8 protein-coding genes are annotated in these 13161 nt (G+C 72.2%); 1 reads left to right on the forward strand and 7 read right to left on the reverse strand.

The window, feature by feature from the left end; all coding sequences use genetic code 11:
• Positions 1 to 185: 185 nt before the first annotated feature.
• The 7 genes from galK to ABZO31_RS13355 all read right to left on the reverse strand — a co-directional run bounded on the left by galK (position 186) and on the right by ABZO31_RS13355 (position 10158).
• Complete coding sequence (gene galK / locus ABZO31_RS13325; RefSeq protein ID WP_406861386.1) at positions 186 to 1355, reverse strand: galactokinase; 1170 nt, start codon at positions 1353 to 1355, stop codon at positions 186 to 188.
• Complete coding sequence (galE, locus tag ABZO31_RS13330; RefSeq protein ID WP_406861387.1) at positions 1352 to 2326, reverse strand: UDP-glucose 4-epimerase GalE; 975 nt, start codon at positions 2324 to 2326, stop codon at positions 1352 to 1354. The genes galK and galE overlap by 4 nt, the downstream gene beginning before the upstream one ends.
• Positions 2323 to 3363, reverse strand: a complete 1041-nt coding sequence (gene galT / locus ABZO31_RS13335; protein ID WP_406861388.1) for a galactose-1-phosphate uridylyltransferase — start codon at positions 3361 to 3363, stop codon at positions 2323 to 2325. Before galT ends, galE begins: the two co-directional genes overlap by 4 nt.
• A 178-nt stretch (positions 3364 to 3541) precedes the next feature.
• Positions 3542 to 4228 (reverse strand): response regulator transcription factor, encoded by a 687-nt coding sequence (locus ABZO31_RS13340; RefSeq protein WP_406865345.1) that lies wholly within the window; start codon positions 4226 to 4228, stop codon positions 3542 to 3544.
• Positions 4229 to 4443: 215 nt separating this feature from the next.
• Positions 4444 to 6249 (reverse strand): PQQ-binding-like beta-propeller repeat protein, encoded by a 1806-nt coding sequence (locus ABZO31_RS13345; protein WP_406861389.1) that lies wholly within the window; start codon positions 6247 to 6249, stop codon positions 4444 to 4446.
• 13 nt (positions 6250 to 6262) lie between these two features.
• Positions 6263 to 8104, reverse strand: coding sequence for a PQQ-binding-like beta-propeller repeat protein (locus ABZO31_RS13350; protein WP_406861390.1), 1842 nt, complete (start codon positions 8102 to 8104; stop codon positions 6263 to 6265).
• Positions 8105 to 8358: 254 nt separating this feature from the next.
• Positions 8359 to 10158 carry an ABC-F family ATP-binding cassette domain-containing protein gene (locus ABZO31_RS13355; RefSeq protein WP_406861391.1) on the reverse strand — a complete coding sequence of 600 codons (1800 nt, stop codon included), beginning with the start codon at positions 10156 to 10158 and terminating at the stop codon, positions 8359 to 8361.
• Positions 10159 to 10355: 197 nt separating this feature from the next.
• Here ABZO31_RS13355 and ABZO31_RS13360 point away from each other — a divergent pair, with 197 nt between their 5' ends.
• Positions 10356 to 13130 carry a S8 family serine peptidase gene (locus ABZO31_RS13360; protein WP_406861392.1) on the forward strand — a complete coding sequence of 925 codons (2775 nt, stop codon included), beginning with the start codon at positions 10356 to 10358 and terminating at the stop codon, positions 13128 to 13130.
• Positions 13131 to 13161 lie beyond the last annotated feature (31 nt).

A 13161-nucleotide genomic window follows, 5' to 3' on the forward strand; every position in this document is an offset into this window, starting at 1 on the left:
GCCGCCGCCGTGCAGTGACTGTTACCCCGCCCCGGGCGTCGTACCCGACGGTTTCTCGTCCCCTGATCAGCACCGGCCCCCACCGGTGCTGCGCATCAGAGTACGGGCGGGGGCCACGCGTAGCGAAGGTTTCGCTCAAGTCGGCCAATCTCGTGGCGCGCTGTGGTACTTGAGGGCGGTGGGGCTCACAGGACGGCGCGCAGGCGGCGTGCGCCCGCCGAGGGCAGCGCCTCGAAGATCCCGGGCGCGGTGAGACCGTCCCGGGCGAACGCCTTCTCCACGGCCGCGGCCACCCCGTCCGCGCCCGACGCCTCCGTGAGGACGACCGCCGAACCGCCGAAACCGCCGCCGGTCATCCGCGCGCCCAGCGCCCCCGCCGCGTTCGCGGCCTCGACGGCGAGGTCCAACTCCCGGCAGGAGACCCGCAGATCGTCGCGGAGCGAGACGTGCCCCTCGGTGAGCAGCGGGCCGACCGCGCGGACCTCACCCGAGTCGAGCAGCGCGATCGTGCGGAGCACCCGCTCGTTGTCCGAGACCACGTGCCGCACGTACCGGCGCACGGCCTCGTCCTCCAACCGGTCGAGGGCGGCGGGCAGATGCGCGTGCGGGATGTCGCGCAGGCCGGCCACGCCGAGCGCCCGCGCGCCGGCCTCGCAGCCGGCGCGCCGCTCCGCGTACGCGCCGTCGCCGAGGGCGTGCTTGACGCGGGTGTCCACGACGAGCAGCCGCAGCCCGAACGCGCCGAGGTCGAACGGCACCTGGCGGTACGACAGGTCGCGGGTGTCGAGGAAGAGGGCGTGCCCTTCGACGGCGCAGGCGGAGGCCATCTGGTCCATCACCCCGCAGGGCACGCCGACGAAGGCGTTCTCGGCGTGCTGGGCGAACCGCGCGAGCTCCGGGCGGCTCAGCCCGAGTCCGTACAGCTCGTCCAGGGCGAGGGCGGTGACGACCTCCAGGGCGGCGGACGAGGACAGGCCCGCGCCCGTGGGCACGGTGGAGGCGAGGTGGACGTCCGCGCCGCCGACCGGGTGCCCGGCCTGCCGCAGCGCCCAGACGACGCCGGCGGGGTACGCGGCCCAGCCCAGGTCGGCGCCGGGCACGAGCGCGGCCGCGTCGAGCCGGACGATCCCGCCGGGCAGGTCCTCCGAGTGCAGCCGCAGCACCCCGTCGTCGCGCCGGGAGACGGCGGCGACGGCGGTGTGCGGCAGCGCCAGCGGGAGGACGAAGCCGTCGTTGAAGTCGGTGTACTCGCCGATCAGGTTGACCCGGCCGGGGGCCGCCCAGACGCCGTCCGGCGCGGCCCCGTACAGTCCGGCGAACTCCTCGGCGACCCGCCGCGCGGTCGCGGCCGTCACACGTCGTCCTGTGCGCGCCGGCGGGCGAACTCCCAGGCGTCGGAGACGATGTCGGCGAGGTCGGGACGGGACGGGACCCAGCCGAGCCGCTCGCGGGCGGCCTCCGACGAGGCGACGAGGACGGCCGGGTCGCCGGGCCGGCGCGGGGCGGCGGCCTCGGGAATCGGGTGGCCGGTGACCTTGCGGACGGTCTCCACGACCTCGCGGACGGAGAAGCCGTTGCCGTTGCCGAGGTTGCAGACGAGGTGCTCGCCGGGGGTGAGCGCGCCGAGGGCGAGCAGATGGGCCTCGGCGAGGTCGGCGACGTGGATGTAGTCGCGGACGCAGGTGCCGTCGGGGGTCGGGTAGTCGTCGCCGTACACGGAGATCGACTCCCGGCGGCCGAGGGCGACCTGGAGGACCAGCGGGATCAGGTGGGACTCGGGGTCGTGGCGCTCGCCCTGCGCCCCGTAGGCGCCGGCCACGTTGAAGTACCGCAGCGAGCAGGCGGCCAGGCCGTGCGCCTCGGCCTCCGCGGCGATCAGCCGGTCGACGGCGAGCTTGGTGGTGCCGTACGGGTTGCCGGGCACGGTGGGCGCGGACTCCGTGATGGGGGTGACGGCCGGCTCGCCGTAGACGGCGGCGGTGGAGGAGAACACCAGCCGGCGCACGCCCGCGTCGCGCATCGCGGCGAGCAGCGCCTCGGAGCCGGCCACGTTGTTCTCGGCGTACTTCTCCGGCTGCTCCACGGACTCGCCGACCTGGGAGAACGCGGCGAAGTGCAGGACCGCGTCGTAGGAGTCGTCGAGCCAGCGGGCGGCGTCGTGGACGCGGCCCTCGATGAACGCGGCGCCGGCCGGGACGCTCCCGGCGAAGCCCGTCGAGAGGTCGTCCAGGACGGTGACCGCGTGCCCGGCCTCCAGGAGGTGTGCGGCGACGACTCCGCCCACGTAGCCCGCGCCGCCCGTCACCAGGTACTTCGCCTTGCTCACTTGCTCGCCACCTCTCGCAGTCGACGGGCCGCCGCCTCCGGGGGCACGTCGTTGACGAAAACGCTCATGCCGGACTCTGTACCGGCGAGGTACTTCAGCTTGCCGGACGCACGGCGGACGGTGAAAAGCTCGAGATGGAGCCCGAACTCGTCCCGCGCGGCGTCGTCGAACGGCGCCTGGTGCCAGGCGGCGATGTACGGCGTCGGCGGCTCGTCCGGGCCGAAGATCCGGTCGAAGCGCCTCAAGAGTTCCAGATAGAGCTGTGGGAACTCTGTGCGGGCCGCGTCGTCGAGGGCGAGCAGGTCGGGCACCCGGCGGTTCGGGTACAGGTGCGCCTCGTACGGCCAGTGGGCGGCGTACGGGACGAAGGCGGTCCAGTGCTCGCCGGCCAGGACCACGCGGTCCCCGGCGCGCTCGCGGGCCAGGACGTCGTCGAAGAGGTTGCGCCCGGTGGCGGCGCGGTGCCCGGCGGCGCGCTGCTGCATGAGGGCGGTGCGGGGGGCGGTGAAGGGCAGGGCGTAGATCTGGCCGTGGGGGTGGCCGAGGGTGACGCCGATCTCGGCGCCCCGGTTCTCGAAGCAGTACACCTGGCGGACCTGCGGGAGTGCGGCGAGTTCGGCGGTGCGGTCGGTCCAGGCGTCGAGGACGAGGGCGGCGCGCTCCTCGGTGAGGTCGGCGAAGGAGGCGTCGTGGTCGGCGGTGAAGCAGACGACCTCGCAGCGGCCGGTGGGCCCGGCGAGGGAGGGGAAGCGGTTCTCGAAGACGGCGACCTCGTAGTCGCGCTCCGGGATCTCGCTGGGCCGGCCGTCGCGGGAGGGGCAGAGCGGGCACGCGTCGGCCGGGGGGTGGTAGGTGCGGGCCTGGCGGTGCGAGGCGACGGCGACGGTGTCGCCGAGCAGGGGGTCGACACGGAGCCCGGAGGCGGCCGCGGGCGGGTCGAGGGGGCGCTCGTCGACGGCGTCGCGGACGGCGTCGTCCGCGCTGTCGTAGTAGATGAGCTCACGCCCGTCGGCGAGCGTGGTCACGGTCTTCTTCACGGAAAGGCCTCCGAAGGATCGCACAGGACCACACACAAAGAAGCATGTTCAAACAACATACGTCAACAGAAAGGGGTCCGGGAGACTCCCGAACCCCTGCATTCCGCCCTTCGGTCACCGATGTAAGGACTGCCCTTCTCGGCCTTCACCGGCCGTCCCGAGTCCTCCCCGGCCGCCCTCAGTCCTCCTCGGGCCCGCGCGGCCGCGGCGCCCGGTCGAGCAGGCCGCTGCGCGCCGCCAGGGCGGCCGCCTCCAGACGCGAGCCGACCCCCAGCTTCATCAGCACCCGCTGCACATGCGTCCGGGCCGTGCTCGGGGCGATCGCCATGCCCCGGGCGATCAGCCGGGTGTCCTCCCCCTCCGCGACCCGGACCAGCACCTCGACCTCGCGCGGCGTGAGCATCCGCAGCAGCCGCTGCCCCTCGTCGTCCGGCTGCTCCGACGGGTTCAGCAGCTCCGCGAACGCCCCCTGCAGCAGCTGCGGCGCGATCGCCGACTCCCCCGCCCTGGCCTTGAGCAGCGCCCGCTCCACGCCCTCGATGCGCTCGTCGTGCCGCACGTAGCCGGAGGCGCCGGCCGCGAACGCGGCCGCGATCCCGCGCGGCGACGGCACCGGGCCGAGCACCACCACGGCCACCTGCGGCCGCTCCCGCTTGATCCGCACGATCGGCTCGAACGCGCCCGGCTCCGCGGGCGCGGCGGTGCCCAGCAGGCACACCTCGGGCGCCCGGGCCACCACCAGTTCGGCGGCGCCCGCCGCGGGCGCCGCCGCCGCGAGCACCCGGTGCCCGCGCAGTTTCAGGGCGGAGGCCAGCGCCTCCGCCAGAAGTCGGTGGTCGTCGACCACCATGAGCCGAACGCCCATCGCCACAACCCCCACTCCCCCCTGGAGCCGGCCCCCCGGCCGCTCCTGACCCGGCAAGCTACACGCTTGTTCGACCTTGCGTGCCCCTTACGTGCCAGAAGCCCCCCAGACTGCCGAATTCTGCGCCTTCCCGCCCCCGCGCAAACGGCCCGGCGCACCGGTGTGAACCGATGCGCCGGGCCGTGGCGCTCCGCGCCGGGGTGCCCCGCCGGCCGTCAGCCGGTCGTGGCGTACCCGACGAGCAGGTACTCCTTGTCGTCGAAGGACGACTTGCGCGGCTCGGAGACCATCGTCTCGGAGATGAACATCCGCCCGTTCCCGTACAGGATCTCCGCGTAGTCCGAGGAGAAGCTGGACTCGGCGGCCCGGATGGCCTTGTCGCCCGGGTTCTCGAGCAGGACCGTCTGCTGGAAGGTCGCGCCGTCGATCGAGACGATCTGGCCGCCCTTGTCGTACGGCGGCGTCTTGTACGCGATCAGGTTTCCGCCGTCCATGCGCAGCGGGAACATCGAGTACCGGTCGCCGGCGTCGGCCTTGTCGCTGGTCGGCTTGCCCGTGGTGAGGTCGAAGGACACGATCTCGTTGGTGTTGCCGTACTCGCCGCTGGTGACCTCGTGGTCCTCGGTCGGCAGGTAGATCCGGTTGTTGCCGACCACGACCTTGGAGCAGGTCTCCACCTCGGTGGAGCGGCAGCGGGCGGCGAACCGGTCCGCGTCCGCGGCGATCTTCACCTTGAGCTTGCCGGTGGCCTCGTCGATGGAGAAGAAGTCCGAGATGCCGCTGCCGTCGCCGGCGGTGTCGCCGACGTCGGCCGCGACGACCAGCGGCTTGGTGGAGACGATCGACGCGTACTTCACGCCGGCCGGCATCTTGAACTCCGAGATCGGCTCGCCCGTCCCCGGCTTCATGGGTTGGATGACGACGGTGGAGGTGTCGTACGAACCGCAGCGGCGGACCGCGACCAGGCCGCCGCCACCGCCGTAGCCCATGTCGTAGCAGTCCTGCTCGTTCGCCTCCGGCTTCCAGCGCACGTTGCCGTTGGTGAGATCGAACGCGGCGCCGCCGTCGGTGCCTCCGGCCGCGACCGTGAGGCCGCTCAGCGTGACCTCGCTGAACTTCACCTTGTCGTCGCCGGACCTGACGCCGGTGACCGACTTCGTCCACACCAGCTTGCCCGTGACCAGGTCCACGACCGCGACCTCGGTGCAGGGCTGGTAGTTGCGCGGCGGGACGCGCTTCGCGGCCTCGTACACGATCGCGGTCTTGTTGTCCGCGGTGGTGTGCCGGGACGTGGCGCAGACCTGGCCGGGCAGCGGCAGCGTCCACACCGGAGTGCCCTTGGCGAGGTCGTAGCCGACGATCGAGTTGACGCCCGTCTTCACGTACGCCTTGTCGGTGAGCCAGGAGCCGGCCACATCGGTGATGTCGGCGACCTTCGGGTGCGGCAGTTGGAAGGCGACCTTCGCCTGGGTGTTGGCGGGGACCTTCTCCTTGCCGGGGCCGTCGGGGGCGGCCTTGGCCTGCCCGCCGCCGCCCTGACCCTGGGTCTGGCCGCCGCCCTTGCCCTGGTTGCCGCCGGGCTCGTCGTCGCCGGACGCGGCGTACCAGACGCCGCCGCCGATGATCAGGACGACCGCGACCGCGGCGGCGATGACGATCTGCATCTGGGTGGTCAGCTTCTTGCCGCCGCCCGGCGGGGTGGGCTGGTACCCGTACTGCTGCTGCGGCTGCGTCGGGTAGCCGTACTGCGGCTGGCCCTGCGGCTGCGTCGGCGGCTGCTGCGGGTAGCCGTACTGCGGCTGCCCGGCGGCCGGGTCCGGCTGCTGCGGGTAGCCGTACTGCGGCTGCGTCGGCGGCTGCATGGGCGGCTGGCCCTGCGGCTGCTGCGGGTAGCCGTACTGCGGCTGGGCCGGCGGCTGCTGGGGCGCGCCGAAGCCGCCCGGCGGGGGATCCTGCGGAGCGCCGAAGCCGCCCTGCGGGGGACCCGGAGGCTGGTTCGGCGGGGGAGGTGGCTGAGTCATCGGTCTGCGAGCCTCACTTGCTGAACGCCATCATCGTCTTGGTCTCCTTCTCCTCCGCGTCATTGGGAGCGCTGACGCGGCCGCTCGCGATCACGAACGTGCCGTTCGCGTACGCGTAGTGCGGGCTGTAGAAGTCGTTCTCGATCTCCGACGTGGACGCCGGGTGCTGCTGAATGACCTTCGGCGTACCGCCGGACGGGGAGAGGGTCGCGAGCGCGCCGCCCTTGTCGTACTTCGCGTCCATGTAGAGCAGCACGTTGCCGCCCTGCATCTGCAGCGGGGTCACGGTCCGCTCGGCGGGCGCGGGCGCGGTCCACTTGATCTTGCCCGTGTTGAGGTCGAAGGCGACCACGGAGTTGGTGCGGGCCAGACCGCTCGTGTTGTCGGCCGTCGCCATGTAGAAGGTGTTGGCGTCGGCGGCCATGCCGGTGCAGCCCTGCAGGTTCTTGCCGAAGATGACGAACTTGCTGCTGCAGTTCGGGGCGAACTTGTTGGCGCCGCCGTTGAGCATGGCGCGCGGGGTGCCGTTGGCGTTGAACGCCTGGATGCCCCACTTGTCCTGCGTGTCGTCGTCGGAGTCCTGCTTCGCGGAGACGACCAGCGGGTCGACCGAGTAGACCTTGTCGACCTCCCAGTCGGGCTTCAGCTTGTACGTCCACTTGGGCTTGCCCGTGGTGGGGTCGACCTCGCTGAGCTGTTCCTGCTTGATGTCGTAGTTGCTGGTGCGGCAGCTGTAGGCGGCGATCAGCTTGCTGCCGCCGGCGTAGGCGTACGGCTTGCAGTTGCCGGACTCCCTGGTGAACAGCTGGCGGCCGTCACTGACCGAGAAGCCCCAGGAGTTGCTGGTGCCGGCCGCGGTGACGGTGTTGCCGCTGATGGCGAGGGTGATGTCGGACAGCGAGGCGAAGCCGGTGCCCTTCTGCAGGGTCTTCTTCCAGCCCGGCTTGCCGGTCTTCAGGTCGATCTGCTGGAGCACCAGGCAGTCGGCACGGTCGCCGGCCTTGTCGTTGACGCCGATGACGATCTGACCGGTCGACGAGACCTGCTGGGGCGCGGCGCACATCTCGAAGGGAAGCGGAACGTTCCACTTCTCCTTGCCGTCGGACAGGCCGTAGCCGACGACGCTCTTGTACATGCCCTTGACGACCGTGTCGCCCACGATCCATGGGCCGTGCACGTCGCCGCCGTTGCGCGGCAGGTCGACGGTGTTCTTGAGCAGCCAGTTGACCTTCGCCTCGCCGGGCTTGCGGCCGGCGTTGAGGTCGTCGCCGGAGTCGCGGCCGCCACCGCCGTCACCGCTGCCGTCGCCCTGGTCGACGGAGGCGGAGGCGCTCGGGGAGCCGGTCGGCTTGGCGATCGGCCCGGGCTCTTCGTCGCCGCTGAGGGCGAACCAGGAGATGCCGCCGATGACCAGGAGCGCGGCCGCCGCGGCGGCGACGATCACGCCGGGCTTGCCCTTGAAGGGGTTGTTGCCGGACGGCGGCTGGCCGGGCGTGCCCGGACCGGGGTACTGGGGCTGCGTCGGGTAGCCGCCGTAGGGACCCGGCTGCGGCTGGCCGTACGGGCCCGGCTGCTGGCCGTAAGGGCCGGGCTGCGGCTGGCCGTAGGGACCGGGCTGCTGGGCGTACGGGCCCGGCTGCTGCGGATACCCGTAACCGGCCTGCGACTGCTGCGGGTAGCCGTAACCGGCCTGCGGCGCGCCCTGCTGAGGCGCCGTCGGCGGAACCGACGGCTGCGCGGGCGCGGTGGGCGGCTGGGCCGGCGGCGCCGGCGGCTGCGCGGGCGGCTGGGCCGGCGGCACGTCCTGCGGTGCGCCGAAGCCGCCCTGCGGCTGGTTGCTGGGCGGCTGAGTCATCAGCGCTTCCCCCTTCGTGCGGTCCGGTGCCCGGTCGGCCTCCCCCGCGATTCCGGCGGTCAACTTCCACCGGAAAGGAGCGAATCGGACATGGATGGCGCACAGTGCTGTGAGTCGAGCGGGCTTTCTTTCTACCACCCGGAGGGTGGCGCAAAAGTGACCGGTCCGCCCCTGTTCCCAAGGGAGGACCGGCCCGTGATGCCCTTGTTACCGGGTCTGCACGCCTTCTCTACGCGCCCCGGCCGGGCCGACTGCTAGGCGTCCTCGGCGAGCTCGAGCCAGCGCAGCTCCAACTCCTGGCGCTCGGCCGCCAGTTCCCGGAGGTCGGCATCCAGTTTCGCCACCTTCTCGAAGTCCGTGGCGTTTTCGGCGATCTGGGCGTGCAGCTTGCTCTCCTTCTCGGAGAGCTTGTCGAGCTGCCGCTCGACCTTCTGCAGCTCCTTCTTCGCGGCGCGTGCGTCGGCGGCGGACTTCTCCTTGACCGGGGCGGCGGCCGCCGGGGCGGGCGCGGCGGCCTCGACCATCCTCTGCCGCCGCTCCAGGTACTCGTCGATGCCGCGCGGCAGCATCCGCAGGGTCCGGTCGCCGAGCAGGGCGAAGGTGCGGTCGGTGGTGCGCTCGATGAAGAACCGGTCGTGGGAGATCACGACCATCGAGCCGGGCCAGCCGTCGAGGAGGTCCTCCAGCTGGGTCAGCGTCTCGATGTCGAGGTCGTTGGTGGGCTCGTCGAGGAAGAGCACGTTCGGCTCGTCCATGAGCAGGCGCAGCAGCTGGAGCCGGCGGCGCTCGCCGCCTGAGAGGTCGCCGACCGGCGTCCACTGCTTCTCCTTGGAGAAGCCGAACTGCTCGCACAGCTGACCCGCCGTCATCTCCCGGCCCTTGCCGAGGTCGACCCGGTCGCGGATCTGCTGCACGGCCTCCAGGACCCGCAGTTCGGCGGGGAGTTCGGTGACGTCCTGCGAGAGGTAGGCGAGCCGTACGGTCTTGCCGACGACGATCCGGCCGGCGGCGGGCTGGATGTCCCCCTGGGTGACGGCGGCGTCGGCGAGGGCGCGCAGCAGCGAGGTCTTGCCGGCGCCGTTGACGCCGACCAGGCCGATGCGGTCGCCCGGGCCGAGCTGCCAGGTCAGGTGCTTGAGCAGTTCCTTCGGACCGGCGGTGACACTCACGTCCTCCAGGTCGAACACCGTCTTCCCGAGCCGGGCGTTGGCGAACTTCATCAGCTCGCTCTTGTCACGGGGCTCCGGCACGTCGGCGATCAGCGCGTTGGCGGCCTCGATGCGGAAGCGCGGCTTGGAGGTACGGGCCGGGGCGCCTCGGCGCAGCCAGGCCAGCTCCTTGCGGACCAGGTTCTGCCGCTTGACCTCCTCGGTGGCCGCGATGCGCTCGCGCTCGGCGCGGGCGAAGACGTAGTCGGAGTAGCCGCCCTCGTACTCGTACACGGTGCCGCGCTGCACGTCCCACATGCGGGTGCAGACCTGGTCGAGGAACCAGCGGTCGTGGGTGACGCAGACGAGCGCGGAGCGGCGGTTGCGCAGATGCTCGGCGAGCCAGGCGATGCCCTCGACGTCGAGGTGGTTGGTGGGCTCGTCGAGGACGATCAGGTCCTGGTCCTCGATGAGCAGCTTGGCGAGGGCGATGCGGCGGCGCTCGCCGCCGGAGAGCGGGCCGATGACGGTGTCGAGGCCCTTCTCGAACCCCGGCAGGTCGAGCCCGCCGAACAGGCCGGTGAGCACGTCGCGGATCTTGGCGCTGCCGGCCCACTCGTGGTCGGCCATGTCGCCGATGACCTCGTGGCGGACGGTCGCCTTCGGGTCGAGGGAGTCGTGCTGGGTGAGCACCCCGAGGCGCAGCCCGCCGCTGTGCGTGACGCGGCCGGTGTCGGCCTCCTCCAGCTTGGCGAGCATCCGGATCAGGGTCGTCTTGCCGTCGCCGTTGCGGCCGACGACGCCGATCCGGTCCCCTTCGGAGACGCCGAGGGACACGCCGTCGAGCAGGGCACGGGTGCCGTACACCTTGCTGACTGCCTCGACATTGACCAGGTTGACGGCCACCTTGACTCCTGTACCGGGGGATCGATCGACGTCCCAGGGTAGACGGCGCGGGGCACTCGCCTTCATCCCGGCGACCGTGTGAGGGAGCGGGAGCAGATCGTCACGTTTAGTGTCGATATGCGTACTTGTGCGGACTCTGTGTGACCGCGTGCGCGGTCCCCACTCCGCACAGCCATCCCCATCCCCCCGGAGGACCCATGACGCATCACGGAAATCGACACGACGGCGACGAGCATGCGAAGCAGCCGCCCAAGGCATCGGGCATGCCCGTACCCGGGACGCCCGGCGCGGGTGCCAGGCCCGCGGCGGGTACGGGCGGGATGCCGACCCCGGGCATGCAGACGTCGGCCGGGAGCCCCGCGGCAGGGCAGATGCCGACGCCCGGCATGCGGTCGACGTCGGCGGGCGACGCGCCCGGCGGCATGCCGATGCCCGGGATGAACGCACCGTCCGCGTCCACCGGCGGAGGAATGCCGGTGCCGCAGGGCGGCATGCCCGGCAGGCCGGAACCGACGGGAGGGGCTCCCGGCAGGCCCCCGCAGGGCGGCGGCGCCAGGCCGTACCCGAACGGCGCCGACTCCCCGGTCTCCCGGTTCGGCGGGCCCGGCGGCACCCTGCCGAGCGGTCCCTCGTACGAGCCGGGCGTCGTGGAGGTGGAGTTCCGCGAGAGCGTCACCCCGGCCGTCACCGAACCCCCCGACGGCGCGCCGCCCGAGGTCCGCAGCCTCTCCGAAGGACCGCTCGACGAGTTCAACCGCATCCTGATGGACAACAACCTCGTCAAGGCCGAGTCGACGTTCGTGATCTCACCGCAGGAGGCGACCTCGCTCCAGGCGAGCGCGGCCTCGAGGGGCTACGAGACTCCGAACCTGGCGCGGTTCCTCACCCTGCACTTCTCCGACGAGGCGGACACCGTCGCGATCGCGCAGCGCCTCGACGCGCTGCCCGAGGTGGAGCGGGCCATCGCCGTCCCCGCGGCCCTGCCGCCGACGGCGACGGTGGCACGCTCCGGAGGCGCGACGATGCTCGCCCCGGCGGGCCCCCTCGCGGAACCGCTGGTCGGTTCGGGCGGAACGGTGGTCGTGGACACCGTCACCGGCCTGGAGAACCAGTGGTACATCTTCCGCTGCGGCGTGAACCAGGCGTGGAGCACGTCCACCGGCAGCGGAGTGGTGGTCGCCGACGTCGACTGGGGCTACCGGACCGGGCACAACGACCTCGCCGGGCGCATCGCCAGGACCCACAACTCCTACGACGGCGGCACCGACGTCAGCGGCGGTGACGTGTCCCACGGGACCGCCGTCATGGGGCTGGCCGGCGCCGCGGTCAACCATGCCGGCATGGCGGGCGTCGCGTACGACTCCACGCTCTGGGCGGTGCGGTCGGACTGGGGGCCCGGCAATCCGGTCGGGGGCAACGCCTGGGCCAACGGCATCGACTGGGTGCGTACCACCGACAGCGGCGGCAGGCGCAAGATCGTGATCCTGGAGGTCCAGACCGGGGCGTACGGGAACTACGAGTACGTCCCCTCGGTCAACGCGGCCATCAGGACGGCGATCGCCGAGGGCGTGGTCGTCTGCGTGGCGGCGGGCAACGGGGACCGGGACGCCGGCATCGGCGACGACGGCAATCCGATCCCCGAGACGGGTTCGATCCTGGTCGGCGCGACGGCCTACGACGCCTCGGTCAACAAGCGCGCGTGGTTCAGCAACTACGGCCCCCGGATCGTCGTGTGCGCACCCGGTGACGGCTCGCACGACGTGACCTGCGACAGCGGCTCCGACACCGCGTACCGCAACGCCTTCGGCGGCACCTCGGGGGCCACACCCAAGGTCGCCGGCACCGCCGCGCTGATGCTGGCCGCGAACCCCCGGCTCAGCCACGCCGAGGTGCGCGACATGCTCAGGGCCACGGGGACCGCGGTCACCCCGGACCCCGGCAAGGACATCGGCACGTTCCTCAACGCCGCCGCGGCGGTCCGCGAGGCCTCCGAGCAGGCGGCCGGCCGCATGGAGATCTTCGCCCGCGGCGGCGACCAGGCGCTCTGGCACATGTGGCAGACCGCGCCCAACAACGGCTGGTCCGGCTGGGACTCCCTCGGCGGCTGGATCGACATGATCGCCCAGGGCCGCAACGCCGACGGACGCCTGGAGATGTTCGTCCGCGGGTCCGACCAGGCCGTGTGGCACATGTGGCAGACCGCGCCGAACAACGGCTGGTCCGGCTGGGAGTCCCTCGGCGGCTGGATCGACGACCTCAAGGTCGGTCAGAACATCGACGGCCGCCTGGAGATCTTCGCCCGCGGATCCGACGGCGCCGTGTGGCACAAGTGGCAGGTCGTGCCCAACGGCACCTGGTCGGACTGGGAGTCGCTCGGCGGCTGGGTCGACGATCTGGACGTCGCCCGCAACGCCGACGGGCGTCTGGAGGTCTTCGCCCGCGGCGGCGACCAGGCGCTCTGGCACAAGTGGCAGACCAGCCCGGGAGGCGGCTGGTCCGGCTGGGAGTCCCTGGGCGGCTGGATCGACCGTCTCGAGACGGGGCGCAACGCCGACGGCCGGCTGGAGGTCTTCGTCCGCGGCTCCGACGGGGCGCTGTGGCACATGTGGCAGACGGCCCCGAACAACGGCTGGTCCCACTGGGAGTCCCTCGGCGGCTGGATCGACATGATCTCGCTCGGCCGCAACGCCGACGGACGCCTGGAGGTCTTCGCCCGCGGGTCCGACCAGGCCGTGTGGCACATGTGGCAGACCGCGCCCAACAACGGCTGGTCCGGCTGGGAGTCCCTCGGCGGCTGGATCGACGACCTGGACGTCAGCCGCAACGCCGACGGCCGTATGGAGATCTTCGCCCGCGGATCCGACGGCGCCGTGTGGCACATGTGGCAGACCGCGCCCAACAACGGCTGGTCCGGCTGGGAGTCCCTCGGCGGCTGGATCGACCGCCTCGTCGTGGCCCAGAACGCGCCCTAGCCGTTCCGTCCCTCCGGGGGGCCGTGCGCGG

Origin of the sequence: Streptomyces solicamelliae, assembly GCF_045348655.1 — a bacterium.
GTDB lineage: Bacteria > Actinomycetota > Actinomycetes > Streptomycetales > Streptomycetaceae > Streptomyces > Streptomyces solicamelliae.

What these genes read in the sequence shown, in the direction of transcription:
- ABZO31_RS13340 (WP_406865345.1), bottom strand. Translation starts at nt 4,228, where the DNA reads ATGGGCGTTCGGCTCATGGTGGTCGACGACCACCGACTTCTGGCGGAG.
- ABZO31_RS13345 (WP_406861389.1), bottom strand. Translation starts at nt 6,249, where the DNA reads ATGACTCAGCCACCTCCCCCGCCGAACCAGCCTCCGGGTCCCCCGCAG.
- ABZO31_RS13350 (WP_406861390.1), bottom strand. Translation starts at nt 8,104, where the DNA reads ATGACTCAGCCGCCCAGCAACCAGCCGCAGGGCGGCTTCGGCGCACCG.
- ABZO31_RS13360 (WP_406861392.1), top strand. Translation starts at nt 10,356, where the DNA reads ATGACGCATCACGGAAATCGACACGACGGCGACGAGCATGCGAAGCAG.